Genomic DNA, 20,439 nt, shown 5'->3' with positions numbered 1-20,439 from the left:
CGGGCCTACTGGTCGGTATGGTCTGCGTACGGCGCGTTCTCAGTGACGAGAGGCGGGGTGTACGCATGGGCAAGCACTGGGCGGACTTCCAGTACGAGATCTATCTGAACGGGATGTCGGGGGCCGTCCCCCGGCTCCCCACCGATCTGACCCGGCTGGAGGAGCTGACCGAGCGGCGCCTCGGCCCCGGGCCCGTCGGCTATGTGGCGGGCAGCGCGGGCGACGGCAGTACCGCCCGCGCCAACCGCACCGCACTCGGCCGGCGCCGGATCGTGCCCCGCATGCTGCGCGACGTGCACGAGCGGGACCTGTCGGTCGAGGTGCTGGGCCGCTCCCTGCCCGCCCCGCTGGCGCTGGCACCGATCGGGGTGCTGTCGATCATGCATCCGGACGCCGAGTGCGCGGCCGCCCGGGCCGCCGCGGCGCAGGGCGTGCCGTTCACCCTGTCCTCGGCGTCCAGCACGCCCATGGAACAGGTCGCGGAGGCGATGGGCGACGCCGAGCGCTGGTTCCAGCTGTACTGGCCGAAGGACCCGGAAGTGGCCCGGAGTTTCCTGACCCGCGCGAAGGCGGCCGGGTTCAGCGCGCTCGTCGTCACGCTGGACACACCGATGCTGGCCTGGCGGCCGCGCGATCTGGACCAGGCGTACCTGCCGTTCCTGCACGGCGTCGGCACCGCCAACTACTTCTCCGACCCCGCCTTCCAGGCCGGCCTGGCCAAGCCGGTGCACGAGGACCCGAACGCGGCCGTCATGCACTTCGTCGGCATGTTCTCCGACCCCGCGAAGACCTGGCCGGACCTGGCGTTCCTGCGGGAGAACTGGGACGGTCCGATCGTCCTGAAGGGCATCCTGCACCCGGACGACGCCCGCGCGGCCGCCGACGCCGGCATGGACGGGGTGATCGTCTCCAACCACGGCGGCCGTCAGGTGGCCGGCTCCGTCGGGGCGGCCGACGCGCTGCCCCGGGTCGCGGCGGCGGTCGGCGACCGGCTGACGGTGCTGTTCGACAGCGGCGTCCGCACCGGCGACGACGTCTTCAAGGCCCTCGCCCTCGGCGCACGGGCGGTGCTCGTCGGACGCCCCTACGCCTACGGGCTCGGCCTGGACGGGCAGGCGGGCGTCGAGCACGTCATCCGCTGTCTGCTCGCCGAACTCGACCTGACCCTCGCCCTGTCCGGACACGCGAGCCCCGCCACGCTCGGCCCCGCCGACCTCATCGAGGAATCCGCATGACCGCCCCGAAGAACGTCCTCGCCGTCGTCTCGCCCCATGTCGGCGGCCGGGGGATCGGAGCCGGCCTCGCCACCCTGTTCCCCGAGGACGCCCGGGTCACCGTCGTCGAGACGGCCGACGAGGACCCGGCCGCGCTGCGCTCCGCGCACGCCGTCATCACCGCGCTCGCCCCCGTGACCGCCGAACACCTAGCCGCCGCACCGGAGTTGCGGTTCGTGCAGTGCGCGAGCCACGGCTACGACTACGTCGACGTGGCAGCGGCCCGCGCGCGCTCGGTACAGGTGTGCAACATCGGCTCCAGCGGCGCCGAGGCGCAGAACGTGGCCGAGCAGACCTTCGCCCTGATGCTCGCCCTGGCCAAGCAGCTCGTCCCCGCCCACACCGCGCTCGTCGACGCCGACTGGGCACTCCCCCGGCTCCAGAACTCGCTGACCGAGCTGTGCGGCAAGACGCTCGGCATCGTGGGCCTGGGCCAGATCGGGCGGGAAGTCGCCCGCAGGGCGGTCGCGTTCGACATGAACGTCGTCTACGCCGGCCGCCGCCGGCTGGCGCCGGAGACGGAGGCCGAGCTCGGCGGTGCCCGTCACGTCCCGCTGGAGGAGCTCCTCGGCACCGCCGACTACGTCTCCCTGCACGCGCCGCTCACCGACGAGACCCGGCATCTGCTCGACGCCGAGCGGCTGGCGCTGCTCAAGCCGTCGGCGTTCGTCGTCAACACCGCCCGGGGCGCGCTGATCGACCAGGACGCCCTCGCGGACGCGCTGGAGAAGGGCGCCCTGGCCGGGGCGGGCATCGACGTCTTCGACCCCGAGCCGCCGACCCCGGCCCTGCGCCTGCTCCGCGCCCCGAACGTGGTGCTCTCCCCGCACGTCGGCGGCGTCACCCGGGAGACCCTGGTGCGCATCGCGCTGGCCGCCGTGCAGAACGTACGGGGCTTCCTGTCGGGCGGGTCACCTCAGGACGTCGTCAACTAGGAAGGCGCGGGGGGCTACGCGTTCTCCTCCCCCCATCGCACCGCCCGCGTCCCCGGCGGCTCCACCTCGGCGCTTGAGAGCGAACCGGGGCTCGCCGACGACGGCGGATCGGTGAGCCAGCGCTGGGCGTCGGAGCCGTCGCGGACCTTGACCACGATCTCGGCGGCCTCGTCCGCAGTGGTGGCCGCGAGGGCGAGCCTGTCGTCCCAGCGGGGCAGCAACTCGCCCCGCACGGTGAGGTCGTAGCGCACGTCGTCGGCCCGCTCGGAGCCGTCGTCGGCGCACGCGCCGAGGATGACGACGCCGGCGTCCACGTGCGAGTCCAGGCACAGTTCGCGGTCCGCGACGCTGCGCAGCAGGCCGTCCTTCTCGTACGACCACTGCTGGGTGTCGTCGTCCGAGCACTCCGCCAGCTCGGTCCCGGCCCCGCGCTTGGGCTCGCCCTTGATGTCGAGGCACAGGTCGGAGCCGGCGTTGCGCAGCCTGGTCCGCCGTGGCGCGTTGGGGAGTTGGGCCGTGCCCGGCGGTGCGGAGGACACCGCCGGGGGCAGCCCGGTCCCGCCACCGCCGGTCGCCGAGGCGGCCGGGTCCACGCCGTCGTCGTCCGACAGCAGGCCTGCGGCGAGCATGATCGCGATCAGTCCGGCCGAGGCCACCCCCACCCCGGTGAGCAGGGTCCGGGAGGACCGCGGCCCGCCGGGCGACCTGCGGACCTGCGCGGGGATCCGCGACAGCAGCCGACGGCGTCCGGCTCCGTGCCGGGCCGCACCCCGCGCGCGGGAGCCGCCGTCCTGGGTGCGGCCCGGACGGGTCTCCAGATACCGGCGCGCCCCCCAGCCGAGCACCGCCTCGGCGATGAGCGCACCCAGCCCGCCCTCGAAATGGCTCAGTTGTTCGGCGGCGTTGCGGCAGTAGCGGCACTCCGTCAGATGCTGCTGGACATCCGGGAGCAGGGCGCCGCCCCGGCGAATCGGGACGTCGAGGAGGCGGTTGTAGAACCGGCAATCCTTCGTAGGAGCGAGTTCCCGATGGGCATGTACACAACCTTCGCGGAATTTATCACGCGCTTGTTCGAGTGCCGCCGAGGCGGTAACGGTATCCATGCCCAGCAGGCCCGCGGGGACGCTTAGTGGTTCGGCTTCGACCTCGGTGTGCCAGAGCAGACATCGGGCAAGTCCGGGAAGCGCCTGGAATGACCGATCGGCAAGCTTCCGATTTTCGGGCGTCATGGACTTCGCGGTACGCATACCGCGGCCGCCCGCGGGTTTCCCGAGCTCCGGCAGAACACCCGATATTCGCTCGTCCCCCGACCACTGCCGGACGGTGTCCCGGACGGAGACGAGCAGCCGGGGACGCAGTGCGACGGCGGGTTCGCCGAGCGCCAGCCGGTCCAGGACCTGATGGAAGGCGGCCGCGGTGACCAAGTCGACGGCACCGGCCGGCGAGGCGAGGCAGATCACCGCGTATTCGCGGACCGGCTGCCAGTGGCGCGCCATGAGCAGCGCGACGGCGGGTGCGGCCTCACCGTCCGGCCGGCCCCGAAGTCTGGCGGCGAGGCCTTCGTCGGATTCCTCGGGAACCCCGCCGGGCGGGGGGTAAGGAGGACGAGGGGGGTGGGGGGTGGGCACTGAACGGATTCCTTCCCACGCGCAAGGCACAGAAGTTCTGGTCGCCGAAAAGGGACCGGTGACTTGGTGTGTACCTCTTCGGCGTGAGCGCGGGGAGCGTGAATTCACCGACGGCCACTCGCACCGGTTCCCCACGGAACGAATGAGCCCCGGCCTTTTCCACCCCCCACGGGTACTTCACCCTTGCACAGCCCACTCATGACCAACAAGGCACTTGGGCAACATCCGCCCCTTTGAAAGTAAGTCAGATACGGCCGCAACTCACCGCGGCGGCGCCACCTTTCGGCATTCCATGCGCCCCGTGTGAAACCGGCGCCCGCGCCGGAGCAGCACGCACGCTCCCCGGCGCACGCGCCCGCGTAGTCCACTGGAGTCGGCCCTCTCGGAAGGCCCGGCACGGGCCTTGCGACCCCGTTCCTCCCGCCCTCGGTCGGCGGCCCCGGGGCGGAAGGAACGGGGATCGCCGCGCGGGCGGGGTCAGATCTGCCAGGAGCGCAGCCGGTCCGCGGCGCCGTACACGTCGGCCTTGCCGGACATCAGGTCACGGGCGAGGTCGACGAGAGCGCCGTAGGGCGGGTCGATGCCGACACCGCTGACGAACATGTAGGCCACCGCGGAGGCGCAGGCGAAGCGGGCGTTGGCCGAGGGCAGCGGCTTGAGCAGGGCGAGGGTGTGCAGCAGCGCGGCGGCCCGCCAGGCCGGGTCGGAGTCGACACCCAGGCGGGGCGGATCCACGCGATGACGGGCGACGGCGGCGACCAACGCGGAGAAGTCGTTGATCGTGGGCTGCTCGGGCAGCACCTCTTCGTGCCGCTGGAGCAGCCAGGGCACGTCGATATGGATGACGGGTGCCATCGCTCAGGCTGCCCGCCCCTCGCCCTTGGCGGCCGGTTCGTCGTCGGGGAAGGCGGCCGCGAACTCGTCGGCGTGCGACGAGAAGAACCGGCGGAACGCCTCGGCGCCCTCCTGCAGCGCCCGGTGCCGGGCTATGTCGGCCGCTGCGGCCTCCCGCACGAGCGCCTTCATCGACGTACCGCGCTCCTTGGCGATCTGCCGGAGGTCCTCCAGCTCGCGGTCGCTGAACTCCACATTCAGAGCAGGCATGTCCCTCACGGTACCGCGCGGGTACTTACCCGTAAATAGCCGCAGGTCAAGTGTGATGTACGTCGGTACCGGAGGGGCGTGCGGAGCACTCCCGCAGCCCCGCGCCACAGAGACGTGGGTCACATTCGGCCGTGGGGATGTCACATTCCGCCCCCCGTCGCCCCTCGCAGTGGTGAGCGCGCGCATTGGGAGGCCCCACGCATGTCCGACACCCCCGTACCCGTCACCGACGAACCGACCACGGTCTTCGTCGACCACCGTGAGCTGATGTTCGGCGTCGTCTACAACATGCTCGGCAGTGTCGCCGACACCGAGGACGTACTCCAGGAGACCTGGCTGTCGTGGACGGCTCGCAACGCGGGCTCGCCGCTGGACGGGATAGCCGATCCGCGGGCGTATCTCGTGCGGATCGCCGTCAACCACGCACTGACGCGGCGGGCGGCGATCATCCGCCGGCGGGAGACTTACGTCGGCCCGTGGCTGCCGGAGCCGCTGGTCGCGCAGGGCGAGGAGGACGGCGCGGAGGACCCGGCGCTACGCACCGAGTCCGTGTCGCTGGCGATGCTGGTGGTCCTGGAGTCGCTGTCGCCGCTGGAGCGCGCGGTGTTCGTGCTGCACGAGGTGTTCGGCTACGCGCACACGGAGATCGCGGAGATCATCGAGCGCAGCCCGGCGGCCGTACGGCAGCTCGCCCATCGGGCCCGCGAGCACGTGCACGCCAGGCGGCCGTTGTACGAGGCGCATCCGCGGGTGCGGCGGGAGGCGACCGAGCGGTTCGTGCGGGCCGCGGTGGGCGGGGACATCGCCGAGCTGATGGAGATCCTCGCGCCCGACGTGACGGTGTGGACGGACGGCGGCGGCAAGCGGAAGCGGGCCGGGCTGCGGCCCGTGCACGGCCGGGACAAGGCGGTCCGGCTCCTCGGCTCGTTCGCGCGCCGGGGCGGCGCGGGCGGCGGCCCGATGGATCTGCGCTACCGGAGGGTCAACGGCGACGACGCGGCCGTGCTGTTCCAGGGCGAGGAGCCGTACGCCGTCCTGGCCTTGGACCTCACCCCGGACGGCGAGCGGGTCTGCGGCGTCTACGTGGTGACCAACGCCGAGAAGCTCACGCATGTGCGGCGGGGGCGGGCATGAGCGCCTCCCGGGAGCTGCCCGGCCGGGGCGAGCGGATCGCGGACTGGTTCGACGGCCGGCTCGGCATCCACACCCTCGGCCGGAAGTACCTGCGCAAGGTCTTCCCGGACCACTGGTCCTTCCTGCTCGGCGAGATCTGCCTCTACAGCTTCGTCGTGCTGATCCTGACCGGCGTGTACCTGACCCTGTTCTTCCACCCGTCGATGAACGAGGTGACCTACCACGGCAGTTACCTCCCGCTCAACGGCGTCCGCATGTCCGAGGCGTACGCCTCCACGCTCGACATCAGCTTCGACGTGCGCGGCGGGCTGCTGATGCGTCAGGTGCACCACTGGGCGGCACTGGTCTTCGTCGCCGCGATGCTCACGCACATGATGCGGCACTTCTTCACCGGGTCGTTCCGCAAACCACGGGAGATCAACTGGCTGTTCGGCTGGACCCTGCTGTTCCTCGGCCTGTTCGAGGGCCTGTTCGGCTACTCGCTGCCGGACGACCTGCTGTCGGGGACGGGCCTGCGGTTCGTGAACGGCGCGCTGCTGTCCGTCCCGATCGTCGGGACGTATCTGTCGATGTTCCTGTTCGGCGGCGAGTACCCGGGCGACGACATCGTGGCCCGCTTCTACTCGCTGCACATCCTGGTGATCCCCGGCATCATGGCGGCGCTGGTCGTCGCGCACATCCTGCTGGTCGTGTACCACAAGCACACGCAGTTCGCCGGCCCCGGGCGCACCGAACGCAATGTCGTCGGCGCGCCGTTCATGCCGGTGTACCTGGCGAAGGCGGGCGGCTTCTTCTTCCTGGTCTTCGGTGCCCTCGCCCTGATGGCCGCCGTGGCGACGGTCAACCCGGTCTGGTCCTACGGCCCCTACCGTGCCGACCAGGTCTCCACGGGCGCCCAGCCCGACTGGTACCTGGGCTTCGCCGAAGGCCTGGTGCGTGTCATGCCGGGCTGGGAGATCACCCTGTGGGGCCACACGCTCGTCCTCGGCGTGCTGATCCCGGTCGTGGTCTTCCCGCTCCTGCTGGTCTTCATCGGTGTGTATCCGTTCCTGGAGGCCCGGATCACGGGCGACGGGCGGGAGCACCATCTGCTGGACCAGCCCCGCAACCGCCCGGTCCGCACGGGGATCGGCGCGGCCTGGATCAGCCTGTACCTGATCCTCCTGGCAGGCGGCGGCAACGACATCGTGGCGACCCGGCTCCATCTGTCGATCAACGCGGTGACGTGGGCGATCCGCATCGCCGCCCTGGTCGTTCCGGTGGCCGTGTTCGTCGTGACCCGCCGCATCTGCCTGGGACTCCAGCTCCGCGACCGGGAGAGGGTGTCGCACGGCCGGGAGACCGGCGTGATCAAGCGGCTCCCGCACGGCGAGTACGTCGAGGTGCACGCGCCGCTGAGCCGGGCCGAGCTGCACACCCTCACCGCCCACGAGCGGCCCGGCGAGCTCGTGGAGCGCGAACGGTAGGGGAAACGACGGCAACGGACGGGCGAACGGCGTGTACCGGGGCCGTATCGGCACGACGGCCCTACAACCCCTGGTGAGGCCGCGCGGTCAGACCCCATACCGACACCACTGGTGTTCCGGGGGAAGCCAACAGCTCACACCACCAATGGAGTTCACGTGCACAAGCGCTCAACGGCCGCCCGACCGACCGCCGTCGCCGCTCTCGCCCTCGCCGCCACCGCGCTCGTCGCGCCGTCCGCCCACGCGGCGGACGGCGACGACTACGTGGTGACCCTGACCAGCAGCACCGCCACGACCGACTACAGCGACCGCACGGTCGACCTGACCGGCACCCTGACCCGCGCCGACGGCAGCGCTGTCGCCGACGCGCCGGTCCAGCTCCAGGAATCGGTCCTGTTCGACACCTGGAACCCGTGGGGCGACCCCATCGACCCGACCGAGTGGGAGACCCGCGACCTGGCCACCGTCCGCACGGACGGCGAGGGGCACTTCACCCTGGAGGACGTCCCCGCGGACCGGGTCGCGGACACGCCCAGCCCCCATCTCTTCCCGCGCCACCAGGTGATGTTCCGGGCGGTGTACGACACCGACCCGACCGACTTCCACATGGCCTTCGCGGACACCACCGTCAACGTGGAGGCGGTTCCCTCCTCGATCACCTACCAGGTGAACAAGGTCAAGGTGCACGTCGGCGACACCCTGGTCGTGAAGGGGAAGGTCACCTGGCCGGCCGGGCACGGCCCGGTGGCCGGCACCCGGGTTTTCCTGCGCACGTACTACGAGAGCGCCTACAACGCGCGGACCACCACGGACGCACAGGGCAACTTCACCGTCCGGGCCAAGATCCGCGGCTACGACAACGAGTTCGTGGTCTTCTCGGCACCCACGGACTACTACGTGGGGGGCGCGAGCAAGAACCTCCCGGTCGAGAACGTCACCGGCTGACCGCACGGCCGGCGCGCGGGAAGCCCGCCGCCGCACCTGCCGGCAGCGGGCTTCCCGCCCGTCAGGGACCGGCCGTCACCCCTGGCCGGCCACGAAGGAGGCCATCCGGGTCAGGGCCGAGTTCCAGTTGATCGTGTGCTCGTTGGTCGACCAGGACTGGATGTCGTCGATGTAGCAGAACTGACCGACGCAGCCCTGGAGTCTGCTCTGTGCGTAGGGGTCCTGGATGCCGGAGTTCGGGCCGCCGGCGAGCGTGCCGACCGGTGGGTTCGGCTGCTTCGGGTCGAGCTGATGGGCGTACCAGCGGGCGTGCTGGTTACGGGCGTTGACCTCGCCGTAGCCGGTCACGTACGAGATGTTCAGCGCGTTGCGTCCGAACAGGTAGTCCATGCTCTGCACCGCGCCGTCCCGGTACTTCGAGGCGCCCGTGATGTCGTACGCGGAGGCGACGACGACGGCGTTGTGCAGGATCTGGTGGTTGGACCCCCAGTCGTAGAGGTTGCCGTCGGGGGCGTACGGCATGCCGTACGGCTGTGCCTTCAGCGTGGCCAGGTAGCGGTCGGCGCCCTCGACGACGGACCGGCGCACCTGGTCCCGGCCGGGCAGCCGGCTGGGCACGGTCGCCAGGTCCAGCCGGGCCGCGGCCGCGGTCCTCGCCCAGTCGTAGCCGAGGGGGCCGAAGATGTCGGCCGTGTGGACCGGTGAGCCGAGGACGTGCTCCGCGAACTCCCGCTCCCCCGTGGTCAGATACAGCTCGGCCGCGGCCCAGTAGAACTCGTCGCCGACGTTGTTGTCGGCGTACGCTCCGCCGCCGATGCCGTCGCTCTCGGAGGCGTACCGGTCCGGGTGCGCGAGCGCCGCCGACCACGCGGTGCGGGCGGCGCCCAGCGCCTTCGCCGCGAACCGCTTGTCGTAGGGCCGGTACAGGCGCGCGGCCTGCGCGGCCGTCGCCGCGAGGTTCAGCGTCGCCGCGGTGGACGGCGGATGCAGCTCGCGCTTTTGGGGGTCGTCGCTCGGCAGGAGCGGCAGGCCCGTCCACTGCTCGTCGTGGATCTTGTGGTGCGCCATGCCGGCCAGCGGCTGCCCGGCGGGCACCTGCATCTTCAGCAGGAACTCCAGCTCCCAGCGGACCTCGTCCAGGATGTCCGGCACCTTGTTGCCGCTCTCCGGGATGGCGAGCGTGCCGTCGCGCAGCTTCTGCGGCTCTCCGGTGCGGGCGAGCAGTTCGCGTTCGTAGGTGCTCAGCAGCTCCCACACGGAGATGCCGCCGTTGACGACGTACTTGCCGTGGTCGCCCGCGTCGTACCAGCCGCCCGTGACGTCGAGGGTGTAGCCGCACACGCCCGGCTGGCAGGGCACGGCCCCGTCGCCCTGGTTGGGCGCGACGTCGACGTGTCCGGCGGGGCGCGCGTATCCCGGGCGCAGGTCGTCGCGGATCGGGATGCCGCTGCGCTGCGTGTAGTAGTACTTCACGGCGTCCAGGCGCAGCCGCTCGTAGGCGGCGGTGCCGATGTCGAAGGGGCGGCTCTCCTCCCCGTCGGCGACGAGCGTGAAGTCCTTGCCGGGCTTGCGGTAGGCGCCGAAGTCGATGGAATGGACGTTCTGGGCGGAGGAGGCGTCGGTGCCGCGTGGCAGGGTCCAGCCGTGGGCGACGACGGCCCCGGACCCGTTCTTCAGCCGCCAGGGCAGCTTCTCGGTGGCGTCGGTGACCAGCGTGGCGTTCTTCGGCCCGGCGGGCAGATAGGCGACCTGGTTCACCCGCACCCGCGGCCCGGTGTCGGGCTCGTACACCTCGGGCGGCACACCGCCGAGCAGCGAGGCGTCGTCCATGCAGAAACGCCACGGGTCCGCGCCGCCCCCGAGCTGGAAGGCGACCTGGCCCTGTGTGGTGTCGACGGGCGAGGTGAAGGTGTACGCGTAGGAGTTCCCGGAGACGCTCAGCTGCGGCGTCACCTCGAAGTAGGCGTCGTACGGCGCCACCGACAGGCCGACGAGCGCCCGCACGGCGTGCCCCTCGGGCGAGCCCTTCGCGGTGAAGGAGAAGCGGTAGGACTCCCCCTTCACGAGCGTGACGTCGTTCTGGCCGACGGCGGCGTCCCACGGGTTGGCGGTGCCGCCGGGGACGTCGGCGCAGAGCTGTCCGTCGGACAGGCCCGCGGTGACGTTGGCGGAGGTCCACCATGGCTCGATGGCGGTGTCGAAGGTGCCGTTCTTGAGCTGCTCGACCTCTTCGGCGCCGGCCGGTGCCGCGGGGAGGGCGGTGAGTCCGGCGGCCAGCAGGGCCGTCAGGCACAACAGGGTGGTTCTGCGTCGTTTCACGTCTGGGCTCCTCGGGGGAGGTGCGGGCGACGCTCGCGTGGGAGCGCTCCCAGATGCGGACAGAGCCCATGCTTGTCGGCGACATGACACTCCGTCAACGGTCCGGACAGGACTGAACCCGGCTCGACGGCCGGCGGAGGTGCGCTCTTGCGGGTTCGCTCCCCGCACGTCACCGAAGGACTAGGCTTGGGCCCGAGCGACACGCTTGTTCACCGTGAGTGTGCGCGTGGGAGTGGCGCCCATGAGCCCGGAGTATCCGTTCGACGAGGCCGCGACGGCCCGGGCGGTCATCGACGACAGCGGCGTGCTCGCCGAGTGGAACTCCGGCGCGGAGCGGCTGCTGGGATTTCCCGCCGCCGAGGTCGTGGGGCGCCCCGCCGCGGATCTGCTGGTCGGCGCGGCCGAGCAGAGCTCCGTCACCCCGGACGGCGACCGCTGGGACGGCATCGTCACCCTGCGCCGCCACGACGGCGGCACGCTGCCGGTGTGGCTGCTCGCCCACCGGGTGCGGCCGCGGGACGACGGCCCCTTTCAGTGGCTCGTGGTCACGCCGATCGACGACGGCACCCGGCCGACCGCCGATCCGCTGGACGAGGTCGGGCTCCTGGAGTCCCCCTGCCCCATCGCGATCTACGACGACCGGCTCCGGCTGCGCAGGATCAACGGGGTCATGTCGGAGATCCTCGGCCTCGCCGAGGAGCACGTCCGCGGGCTGCGGCTGCCCGAGCTGACCGGCAGACGGCAGAGCCTGGACATCGAGCGCCAGCTCCTGCGCGTCCTCACCACCGGCCGGCGCACCGACGTACGGACGTACGTCCCGGCCGACGGGGACCGGACCCACGCCTGGCTGGCCCGGATGGCCCCGATCACCGACGCCAAGGGGCGGGTGCGCGGGGTGAGTGTCGCGGCCCACGACTTCACCGACCAGTACCTGGCCCAGGAGCGGCTCCAGCTGGTGAACGAGGCCAGCGTCCGCATCGGCACCACCCTCGACGTCACCCGTACGGCCCAGGAGCTGGCGGACATCTGTGTTCCCGCCCTCGCCGACTTCGCCAGCGTCGACCTGCTGGACCCCGCGGAGCACGGCGAACCGCCCACCGGCGGCCTCACCGCACCGATCGGACTCAGACGGGCCGCCCACCGGTCCGTCAATTCGGGCAGCCCCGAGGCCGTGGTCAAGCCCGGGCATCTGGACGAGTATCCGGCCCCCTCGCCCCAGGCGGACGCGCTGCTGGCGGGCCACACCATCGTGGCCTCGACATCGACCGGCGACCTGGACCAGTGGCTGTCCTGGGACCCGCAGCGCGCCGCGCGGATCAGGGAGTACGGCATCCACACCACCATGTCCGTACCGATCCGGGCCCGCGGCGCCACCCTCGGGGTCGCCGTGCTCACCCGGTTCAGGAACCCCCAGCCGTTCACGCCCGACGACGCCCTGCTGGCCGAGGAGATCACGGCCCGCGCGGCGGTCTGCATCGACAACGCGCGCCGCTACTCGCGCGAGCGCGAGACCGCTCTCGCCCTGCAGCGCAGCCTGCTGCCCCGGTCCCTGCCGCGCACCGCCGCGCTGGACGCGGCCTCCCGCTATCTCCCGGCGGCGCGCTCCGGGGTGGGCGGCGACTGGTTCGACGTGATCCCGCTGTCCGGGATGCGGGTGGCGATGGTCGTCGGGGACGTCGTCGGCCACGGCGTCCAGGCCTCGGCGACCATGGGCCGGCTGCGCACCGCCGTGCGCACCCTGGCCGACATCGACCTGGCCCCCGACGAGTTGCTCACCCACCTCGACGACCTGGTCGTACGGCTGTCGGAGGAGGCGGGCGTCGAGGCCGGCCCCGGGGAGGTCGGCGCCACCTGTCTGTACGCGGTGTACGACCCGGTCTCCCGGCGGTGCACGCTGGCCAGGGCGGGGCACCCCTCGCCGGTCATGGTCCCGCCCGGCGGTGAGCCCCGCGAGATCGAGCTGCCCGCCGGGCCGCCGCTGGGCCTGGGCGGGCTGCCGTTCGAGTCGGCCGAGGTCGAACTGCGCGAGGGCACCGTGCTCGCCCTCTACACCGACGGTCTGATCGAGACGCGGGAGCGCGACGTCGACGCCGGCCACGCGCTGCTGCGCACCGCGCTGTCCGCCCGGTCCGAGTCGCTGGACGAGACCTGCGACCGCGTCCTGCACACCCTGCTCCCGCCGGGCGGTGTCGCGGACGACGTGGCGCTGCTGCTGGCGCGCACGCAGGGGCTGCCCGCCTCCCAGGTCGCCACCTGGGACATCCCGGCCGACCCCGCGCTCGTGGCGCCCATCCGCAAGCAGGTCGTGGAGCAGCTCGGCGCCTGGAGCCTGAGCGAGGCGTCGTTCACGGCCGAACTGGTGGTGAGCGAGCTGGTGACGAACGCCATCCGGTACGGCACTCCCCCCATCCGGCTGCGGCTCATCCACGATGCGACGACACTGATCTGCGAGGTGTCCGACACCAGCCACACGGCGCCGCATCTGCGCCGCGCCAAGACCTTCGACGAGGGCGGCCGCGGACTGCTGCTGGTCGCTCAGCTGACCCAGCGCTGGGGCAGCCGGCACACGGCGGACGGCAAGACGATCTGGGCGGAGATCGGGCTCCTCGACGAGGGTGAGTAGTCCGCGCCGGAACGGGGAGTCGTCAGTCATGGGACGTGCACGGGTAAGCCCCGCATTACACCGAGCGATTCCCCTGCTGACCGCCGTGGCGTTGCTGAGCCCGCTCACGGCGTGCGCGGACGGCGGCGATTCCGCGGGCGCCGTACGGACTCCGGCCGGCACGAGCGGCCGTACGACCGGAGCGGCGACGCCCACGGTCGGGAGCCCGACGACGGAGCCGGGCACGACCGGCACCACGAGCCCCGCGACGCGGTCGGGCGGCTCGGACGCGCGCTGTCACACCTCCGAGCTGCGCGCGGCCATCGGCCGGCCGAGCCCCGGGGCCGGGCAGCGGAACTTCCCGATCGTGCTGACCAACACCGGGGACCGCACCTGCAGCGTGCGCGGTTATCCCGGTGCCGCCTTCGTGGACGCGTCCGGTGAGCAGCTCGGGCCGGACCCGAAGCGTTCTCCGGACACGCCGACGACGGTCACTCTGACCCCGGGCCGCAGCGCCTGGGCGGGGCTCACCTACGCCAGCCCCGAGATCAGCGGCGCCCGTACGGCCCGGCCGGCGGCGCTGCTGGTGACGCCGCCCGACGAGCGGGACCCGCTGAAGGTGGCCTGGACGGCCGGTGAGGTGCCGGTCGCCGGGAACGAGTCGTCGGTGTTCCTGACGGTGGTCCAGCCCGGCACCGGCGGCTGACCCGCTCGCTCAGCGGCCGCCGCCGTAACCACGGCCGTCGTGGCCGCCGTAACCGCCCCCGTAGCCGCCACCGGACCAGCCGCCGTCGTGGTCGTCCCAGGAGCAGGCGTACGGGTTGTAGGAGCAGGAGTCGTCGGTCGGGGACGGGGCCGCGGAGGTCGGCTCGGCGGTCGACGGGGTCGCGGACGGGGTCGGCGTGGGCTTCGCGGTCCGCGACGGCTCATGGGTCGGGGTCGGCGCGGGTGTCGGGGGCACCTCGGTCGCCGAGTCCCAGTTGACCACCTCCATCTGGAGGTCCGGCTGGGAGGTGTCTACGACCCAGTGCTGGGTGTCGCCCTCGTCCTCGCGGTTCTTGAGGACCAGGGCGCCCGAGCCGTCGGTGGCGGCGGGGCTGAGGGCCAGGTCCTGGTCGAAGCGCGGCACGAGGGTGCCCTGGAGGGTGAAGTCGTAGCGGATGTTCTTGGTCGCGGAGTCGGCCACGCCGGTGCAGGGGGCGAGCCGGACCGAGTAGCCGAGGTGGGAGTCGAGGCAGAGTTCGGGGTCGACGCCGCTGCGGATCAGCCCGTCGGTCTCGTACGCCCACTGCTGGCCGGCCGCCGAGGAGCAGGCGGTGAGCTCGGTCTCCGCGCCCGCGACGGTCTTCTGGCCGACGATGCCGACGCAGAGCCCGGACCCGATGTTGTACAGCCGGCCCCGCAGATCGCCCTTGGCGGCTTCGGCGGCGCCGGCCCAGGAGGGGTTGCCGGTGGCGCCGCTCGCGTCGGCGTCGGGCGCCTCGGAGGGGCGGTCGCCGGCCGTGGCCGCGGAGTCGTCGCCGGAGCCGGCGACGGACCAGATGACCAGCGGCAGGACGACCAGGGCGCTGACCGTCGCGACGGCGGCGGTGAGGTTGCGGCGCCGGGCGGCCCGGCGGGCGGCCTTGAGGGCCGCGCGGCCGGTGCAGGTGCGGGCGGTGCCGGCGTCGGGAGCGGCGGCGGGGCCGCTCGTGCGGCGGGCGGCGCGACGGGCCCTGCGGGGGCCGGGCTGCGCGGGCGGGGCGGCCGGGTCGGCGGCGGGAGGGGCGGGCCGGGGCGCCGCGGCAGAGGCCTGCGGCTGAGCGCCGGGGGCTCGCGGCTCGGCTGCGGGGGCGAAGAAGGTCTCCGGCGCGGGGACGCCGGCGGCGGGATCCCCACCCAGCGGAGCGGGAGCGGGAGCCGGGATGGGGGCGGGGACGTCGGTGTCGGCGAAGAAGGACTCTCCCGCGAACTCGGTCACCGGCCGTGCCTTGGCCGCGGCCGGCCGCTCGGTGAGGCTCGCCCTGGACACCAGGTAGTCGCGGGCGCCCCAGCCGAGCACGGCCTCGGCCAGTGCGACGCCGAGCCCTTCGTTGAAGAAGGCGAGCTGGCAGGCGGTGTCGCTGCAGTGCGCGCAGCGGTTCAGGTGCCCGCGCAGGTCGGGGTCGACGTCGACGCCGCCGCGCCGGTAGGTCACGTCCAGCATCCTCAGGTACTGGCGGCACTCCTGCTCGGGGGCGAGCTCGCGGTGGACCTGGAGGCACTCCTCGCGCAGCCGGTCGCAGGCCCGGCCCAGTTCGAGGCGCGCGGACTCCTCGTCGAGGCCGAGCAGTCCGGCCGGCACTGACAGCGGCTCGGCCTCGACCTCGGTGTGCCACAGCAGGCAGCGGGCGGACTGGGGAAGCCGCTGGAAGGCGCCGGAGAGCAGGCGCCGGTCGGCGGGCGGCAGCAGCCGCGCGGCGACGCGGTCGGCGCCCTCCGTCTCCGATCTCAGCTCGGGGTGCAGCAGTTCCCGTCTGCGGTCGGTGTCCCACTCCGCCGCGATACGGCGCACGGTGAGGAGAAGTTGGGGGCGCCAGGCGGCCGTGGGGCCGGTCTGCCGCAGGGTCTCGCCGAAGAGCCGGGTGAAGGCCGCGGTGGTGAGCATGCCCGCCGAGCGGGCGTCGGCCGTACACAGCCGCGCGTACGCGAAGCCCGCTTCCCAGTGCCGGTCGAGAAGTTCACCGACGGGGTGCAGCGCCGGTGACACCCCCGTCCACTTCTTGAGTTCGGCGCTCAGCTGAGCGTCCGTGACATCAAAGATGCGGGCGTCGCTTGGGGAATTCGACAGGCCTGCGTCATGCACGGCGGCATTCCTCCGGAGGGCATGCGGCATTGATGGTCCATACCAAGGGGTATGCTCCGGGCGCGGCTCTCGTGAAGCTTAGGGCGTAAGGGAGCGAGGCACACCTTTGCACAGGTCAGGGGCAGAGAACAAGCCATTCCAGTTTTTGTGCACCGCGTGCGCACCGGTCACTGTTTGACGAGTGGTCAATAGCGCGTCGAGGTCATTGCCGGATATCGATACGGCAATTGGAAACGGTATTCAATGGGCCGGGTTCGAAGTTCGACGCAAACCATTGCGCACGGCTGCCGCACTCTTTTCACCTGGTCATACGGGGGTACCGACCTTCACCGACCCTTCACAAGTCAGGTGCCAACCATTGGACCGCCCGCCCGATACGCGCCCGGCGGCCTCCCGTACCGCTCCCGGAACACCCGGTTGAAGTGATAGGGGCTCGCGAAGCCCGAGGCGGCCGCGACGCGTTCCGCGGACAGCCCCGTGGTCTCCAGTAGCCGCGCGGCATGCCGCAATCGGGCCTCGCGCAGGGCGCGCATCGGTGACAGGCCGAGCTGCCGGCTGAAGAGGTGGGCGAAACGGGAGGGCGAGAGCGCGACGTGTTCGGCGAGCGAGCGGACGGTGTGCGGGGCGGCCGGGTCGGCGTCGATCAGCGCCTGCGCCCGGCTCACCCGGGCGTCCACCCCGGCGCGGGACGGCGTGCGCGCCGGGCCGGCCGTGAGCAGGACGACCTCCTCCAGGGAGCACAGGGCGAGTTCGCGGGCGGCGGTGCCGTGCGCGACGGCGACCGGCTCTTCCCCCGGCGCCGTGGCGGGCGGCGCCTCCGTACCCGTCCAGCGGGCGTCGGCGAGCATCCGGCGGAACGCCGCCTCGACGCGGCCGCGCACCGCGTCCGGCGTCGGCGGGACGCGGTACATGCCCTCCCCGGTGTCGTAGGGACGCAGCCAGGAGCGCCAGGACGGCCGGGCCTGGCAGTGCGCCCACCAGAACTCCCAGTGGGAGGCGCCCGGTTCGACGCCGTAGCCGTGCGGGACGCCCGGCGCGAGCACCACCAGGTCCCCGGCGCCGGCCCGCGCCTCGGTATTGCCCTGCCACAGCCGGCCCCGGCCCTCCGTCGTCCAGGTGAACAGCCAGCTGTCCGCGCCGCGCGGCCGGTTGACGCCATATCCCGGCGGCTGGTCGAAGTGGCCGACCACCACGAGGCCGGGCGGCGGTGCGGGGTCGCCGGGCGCGCCAGCAGTCTCGGGCAATCCCTCAGCGCTCACGGTCATCCTCCTGACGCGGCTACCGGCCTAGCGTGACAGGCCAAGGCACCTCATCGAGGAGTGAGCGCATGACAGCCACGGACATCGGCGCCGCCGGCGCTCCCCTCCTGCTCGCGGCCAGGCTCCGGCAGTTCCGGCAGGAGGGCTACACCGTCGTACGCGGGCTGTTCGGTCGCGCCGAGATCGACCGGTTGTGCGAGGGGTTCACGGCGCTGCACGCCTCCGGGCCGGTCGCCGGGCACTTCGCGCCGCGACCGGACGACGGTGACCCGCTGCGGGTGTATCCGCGGGTGATGCATCCGCACGAGATCGACGACCTGTCCCTGCGGGTGCTGCTCGATCCGCGGCTGCGGGGCGTGCTGGAGGTGCTGCTCGGAGAGGAGGTGCTGGCCGCGCAGAGCATGTTCTACTTCAAGCCGCCGGGGGCCCGGGGGCAGGCGCTGCACCAGGACAACTTCTATCTCCGGGTCGAGCCGGGGACCTGTGTGGCGGCGTGGATCGCGTGCGATGTGATCGGCCGGGACAACGGAGGGCTCGAAGTCGTCCCGGGCACCCATGAGATGGACCTGTTCTGCCCGGAGACGGCGGACGTCGAGGTGTCCTTCGCACGGGAGTACGTCCCACCGCCGCCCGGCCTGTCGGCCGTTCCGGTAGACATGGAGCCGGGGGACGTCCTGTTCTTCAACGGCAGCCTGGTGCACGGCTCCGGGCCCAACCGTACGGAGAGCCGGTTCCGCCGTTCCTTCATCGGGCACTACGTGGGCCGTTCGGCCGAGCGGATCGGGGAGTACTACCGCACGCTGTCCATGAACGGCGACCGCGTCGCCCTGGCCGAGAGCGAGGGCGCGGGCCCGTGCGGCACGGAGTTCGCACCGCACGAGCCGCACTGAGCGCCCGGCGCGACCGGTCAGTGGCCGATGACCGGATGCGGGGTGTAGGGCTCCTGGAGCGCCTCCAACTCCTTCTCGGTGAGCTCCAGTTCGACCGCGGCCGCCGCGTCCTCGATGTGGTGCGGCTTGGCGGCGCCGATGATCGGGGCCGTCACCGGGGCCTGGTGCAGCAGCCAGGCGAGGGCGACCTGGGCGCGCGGGACACCGCGTTCGTTCGCCACGCGGGTGACGGCCTCGACGACGACCCGGTCACTGTCGACGTAGAGCCGGCTGCCGAAGTTGTCCTGGGCACTGCGGTCGGTCACCGTGCCCCAGTCCCGGGTGAGCCGGCCGCGGGCCAGCGGGCTCCAGGGCAGCACGCCGACGCCCTGGTCGGCGCAGAGTGGCAGCATCTCGCGCTCCTCCTCGCGGTAGAGGAGGTTGTAGTAGTCCTGCATCGAGACGAACTTGGTCCAGCCGTGCCGCTCGGCCGTGTACTGCATCTTGGAGAACTGCCACGCGTACATCGAACTCGCCCCGATGTAGCGGACCTTGCCCGACTTCACCAGATCGTGCAGCGCCTCCATCGTCTCCTCGACCGGGGTGTGCGGGTCGAAGCGGTGGATCTGGTAGAGGTCGACGTAGTCGGTGCCGAGGCGGGTGAGGCTGTGGTCGATCTCCGTCATGATGGCCTTGCGGGAGAGCCCGGCGCTGTTGGGTCCGGGCCGCATCCGGCCGTTCACCTTGGTCGCGAGCACGATCTCGTCGCGGCGGGCGAAGTCGCGCAGCGCCTTGCCGACGATCTCCTCGCTGGTGCCGTCGGAGTAGACGTTGGCCGTGTCGAAGAAGTTGATCCCGGCGTCCAGCGCCTGCCTGATGAGCGGCCGGGACGCCTCCTCGTCGAGGGTCCACTCGTGCGTGCCGCGGTCGGGGAGCCCGTAGGTCATGCAGCCCAGACAGATCCGCGAGACGTCCAGGCCCGTCGCACCGAGCTTCACATACTGCATCGCTGCTGCTCCTGCCTTCGGGGTGGGTACCAGAGGAGCCTACGGCGCCCGCCGGCCCTCCAGCAGGTCCAGCGCCCGCTCCCACCCGAACTCCGGCCGCCGGCCGTCCTCCCCCGCCTCGCCGGTGAACGGCTCCCCGAAGCGCACGCCCATCCCCCGCAGCCGTATCAGGCTGTCCCGGTACGCGGGATGAGCGGCGAGCGCGTCGGCCACGCAGGGCAGGACCGCGATGGGGACGCCGAGGCCGTACGCCTCGCACAGGGTGCCGAGGGCGAGGGTGTCGGCGCTGCCCGCGGCCCACTTGTTGACGGTGTTGAACGTGGCCGGGGCGACGACGACGGCGTCGGGCGGCGGGAAGGGGCGCGGCTCGGCCGGCGTACGCCACGCCGAACGGATCGGACGGCCCGTCAGGGCCTCGACGGCGTCGGTGTCGAAGAAGCCGTTCATGGCGACCGGTGTCGCGATGACCCCGACCTCCCAGTCCCGCTCCTGCGCGGCGATGATCAGCTTGCTGACGTCCACGGCGATCCCCGCGGCGCAGACGACGACGTAGAGGAAGGGTTTCCGGGCCTGTTCGGTCACCCGGGAACCCTACTCAACCGGCTCAGCGCACCGGGAAGGTCAGCCCTCGCTCGTTCTCCGGGCGGGGGCCGAGGATGCGGCGTTCGTGCTCCTCGATCGGTACGTCGTTGATGCTCGCCTCGCGCCGGGTCATCAGCCCGTGCTCGTCGAAGTCCCACAGCTCGTTGCCGTACGAGCGCCACCACTGGCCGTCGGCGTCCCGGCACTCGTACTGGAAGCGGACCGCGATGCGGTTGCCGTCGAAGGCCCAGAGGTCCTTGCGCAGCGCGTACTCGTGCTCGCGTGCCCACTTCGCGGTGAGGAACTCGACGATCTCGGCGCGTCCGGTGACGAAGGTGCCGCGGTTGCGCCACACGGAGTCCTCGGAGTAGGCGAGCGACACCTTGTGCGGGTCGCGGGTGTTCCAGGCGTCCTCGGCGGCCTGCACCTTCTGGGCTGCGCTCTCGCGGGTGAACGGGGGCAGGGGCGGGCGGTCGGTCATGGCGTCCTCC

The 20,439-nt window shown here is 72.2% G+C and carries 17 protein-coding genes; 8 read left to right on the top strand and 9 right to left on the bottom strand.

The window, feature by feature from the left end; genetic code table 11:
• Positions 1 to 65 precede the first annotated feature (65 nt).
• A complete protein-coding gene (locus tag ACIRD7_RS07520; RefSeq protein WP_403451005.1) occupies positions 66 to 1,235 on the top strand; it encodes a lactate 2-monooxygenase in 1,170 nt (389 codons plus the stop codon).
• Positions 1,232 to 2,209, top strand: coding sequence for a 2-hydroxyacid dehydrogenase (locus ACIRD7_RS07515; protein ID WP_403451003.1), 978 nt, complete (start codon positions 1,232 to 1,234; stop codon positions 2,207 to 2,209). The genes ACIRD7_RS07520 and ACIRD7_RS07515 overlap by 4 nt, the downstream gene beginning before the upstream one ends.
• 14 nt (positions 2,210 to 2,223) lie before the next feature.
• On the opposite strand, the gene ACIRD7_RS07510 is transcribed toward ACIRD7_RS07515, so the two are convergent.
• From ACIRD7_RS07510 to ACIRD7_RS07500, 3 genes are all read right to left on the bottom strand, one after another.
• Positions 2,224 to 3,837, bottom strand: coding sequence for an RICIN domain-containing protein (locus ACIRD7_RS07510; RefSeq protein ID WP_403451001.1), 1,614 nt, complete (start codon positions 3,835 to 3,837; stop codon positions 2,224 to 2,226).
• Positions 3,838 to 4,314: 477 nt separating this feature from the next.
• On the bottom strand, positions 4,315 to 4,692 hold the full coding sequence (locus ACIRD7_RS07505; protein ID WP_403450999.1) for a toxin Doc: 378 nt from the start codon (positions 4,690 to 4,692) through the stop codon (positions 4,315 to 4,317).
• Between the two features lie 3 nt (positions 4,693 to 4,695).
• Positions 4,696 to 4,941, bottom strand: coding sequence for a hypothetical protein (locus ACIRD7_RS07500; RefSeq protein ID WP_403450998.1), 246 nt, complete (start codon positions 4,939 to 4,941; stop codon positions 4,696 to 4,698).
• A gap of 201 nt (positions 4,942 to 5,142) precedes the next feature.
• On the opposite strand from ACIRD7_RS07500, the gene sigJ reads away from it, so the two are divergent.
• The 3 genes from sigJ to ACIRD7_RS07485 all read left to right on the top strand — a co-directional run bounded on the left by sigJ (position 5,143) and on the right by ACIRD7_RS07485 (position 8,486).
• The gene (gene sigJ / locus ACIRD7_RS07495; RefSeq protein WP_403450996.1) at positions 5,143 to 6,075 is read left to right on the top strand and encodes an RNA polymerase sigma factor SigJ; all 933 of its coding nucleotides are present in this window, start codon (positions 5,143 to 5,145) and stop codon (positions 6,073 to 6,075) included.
• Positions 6,072 to 7,541, top strand: a complete 1,470-nt coding sequence (locus ACIRD7_RS07490) for a cytochrome bc complex cytochrome b subunit (RefSeq protein WP_403450995.1) — start codon at positions 6,072 to 6,074, stop codon at positions 7,539 to 7,541. Before sigJ ends, ACIRD7_RS07490 begins: the two co-directional genes overlap by 4 nt.
• A gap of 156 nt (positions 7,542 to 7,697) precedes the next feature.
• Complete coding sequence (locus tag ACIRD7_RS07485) at positions 7,698 to 8,486, top strand: acyl carrier protein (protein ID WP_403450993.1); 789 nt, start codon at positions 7,698 to 7,700, stop codon at positions 8,484 to 8,486.
• A gap of 75 nt (positions 8,487 to 8,561) precedes the next feature.
• On the opposite strand, the gene ACIRD7_RS07480 is transcribed toward ACIRD7_RS07485, so the two are convergent.
• Entirely contained in the window at positions 8,562 to 10,805 is a 2,244-nt protein-coding gene (locus tag ACIRD7_RS07480; protein ID WP_403450991.1) for a glycoside hydrolase family 9 protein, read from the bottom strand.
• Between the two features lie 241 nt (positions 10,806 to 11,046).
• Between ACIRD7_RS07480 and ACIRD7_RS07475 the strand changes: the two genes are divergently transcribed.
• Positions 11,047 to 13,428 (top strand): SpoIIE family protein phosphatase, encoded by a 2,382-nt coding sequence (locus ACIRD7_RS07475; protein ID WP_403450990.1) that lies wholly within the window; start codon positions 11,047 to 11,049, stop codon positions 13,426 to 13,428.
• Between the two features lie 28 nt (positions 13,429 to 13,456).
• Positions 13,457 to 14,113, top strand: a complete 657-nt coding sequence (locus ACIRD7_RS07470; RefSeq protein WP_403450988.1) for a DUF4232 domain-containing protein — start codon at positions 13,457 to 13,459, stop codon at positions 14,111 to 14,113.
• A 9-nt stretch (positions 14,114 to 14,122) separates the two neighbouring features.
• On the opposite strand, the gene ACIRD7_RS07465 is transcribed toward ACIRD7_RS07470, so the two are convergent.
• Together ACIRD7_RS07465 and ACIRD7_RS07460 are read right to left on the bottom strand one after the other, a co-directional pair.
• Positions 14,123 to 16,231 (bottom strand): ricin-type beta-trefoil lectin domain protein, encoded by a 2,109-nt coding sequence (locus ACIRD7_RS07465; protein ID WP_403450987.1) that lies wholly within the window; start codon positions 16,229 to 16,231, stop codon positions 14,123 to 14,125.
• 344 nt (positions 16,232 to 16,575) lie between these two features.
• Positions 16,576 to 17,496, bottom strand: coding sequence for a helix-turn-helix domain-containing protein (locus ACIRD7_RS07460; RefSeq protein ID WP_403450985.1), 921 nt, complete (start codon positions 17,494 to 17,496; stop codon positions 16,576 to 16,578).
• A 62-nt stretch (positions 17,497 to 17,558) separates the two neighbouring features.
• On the opposite strand from ACIRD7_RS07460, the gene ACIRD7_RS07455 reads away from it, so the two are divergent.
• Positions 17,559 to 18,380: a phytanoyl-CoA dioxygenase family protein gene (locus ACIRD7_RS07455; RefSeq protein ID WP_403450983.1), complete on the top strand. Its 822-nt coding sequence runs from the start codon at positions 17,559 to 17,561 to the stop codon at positions 18,378 to 18,380.
• A 17-nt stretch (positions 18,381 to 18,397) separates the two neighbouring features.
• Here the strand turns inward: ACIRD7_RS07455 and ACIRD7_RS07450 are convergent, their stop codons facing one another.
• Genes ACIRD7_RS07450 through ACIRD7_RS07440 form a run of 3 tightly spaced genes read right to left on the bottom strand, consistent with a single transcriptional unit; the run spans position 18,398 to position 20,429 of the window.
• Positions 18,398 to 19,366 carry an aldo/keto reductase gene (locus ACIRD7_RS07450; protein ID WP_403450982.1) on the bottom strand — a complete coding sequence of 323 codons (969 nt, stop codon included), beginning with the start codon at positions 19,364 to 19,366 and terminating at the stop codon, positions 18,398 to 18,400.
• 39 nt (positions 19,367 to 19,405) lie between these two features.
• Positions 19,406 to 19,948, bottom strand: a complete 543-nt coding sequence (locus ACIRD7_RS07445) for a flavoprotein (RefSeq protein WP_403450980.1) — start codon at positions 19,946 to 19,948, stop codon at positions 19,406 to 19,408.
• A gap of 22 nt (positions 19,949 to 19,970) precedes the next feature.
• Positions 19,971 to 20,429 (bottom strand): DUF1348 family protein, encoded by a 459-nt coding sequence (locus ACIRD7_RS07440; RefSeq protein ID WP_403450978.1) that lies wholly within the window; start codon positions 20,427 to 20,429, stop codon positions 19,971 to 19,973.
• Between the last annotated feature and the right edge of the window lie 10 nt (positions 20,430 to 20,439).

It is taken from the genome of Streptomyces sp. NPDC093568, from assembly GCF_044764945.1.
Taxonomy (GTDB): Bacteria; Actinomycetota; Actinomycetes; order Streptomycetales; family Streptomycetaceae; genus Streptomyces.
Note: the sequence above shows the minus strand (reverse complement) of the source record. Positions and strands in the feature narration are given on the sequence as shown.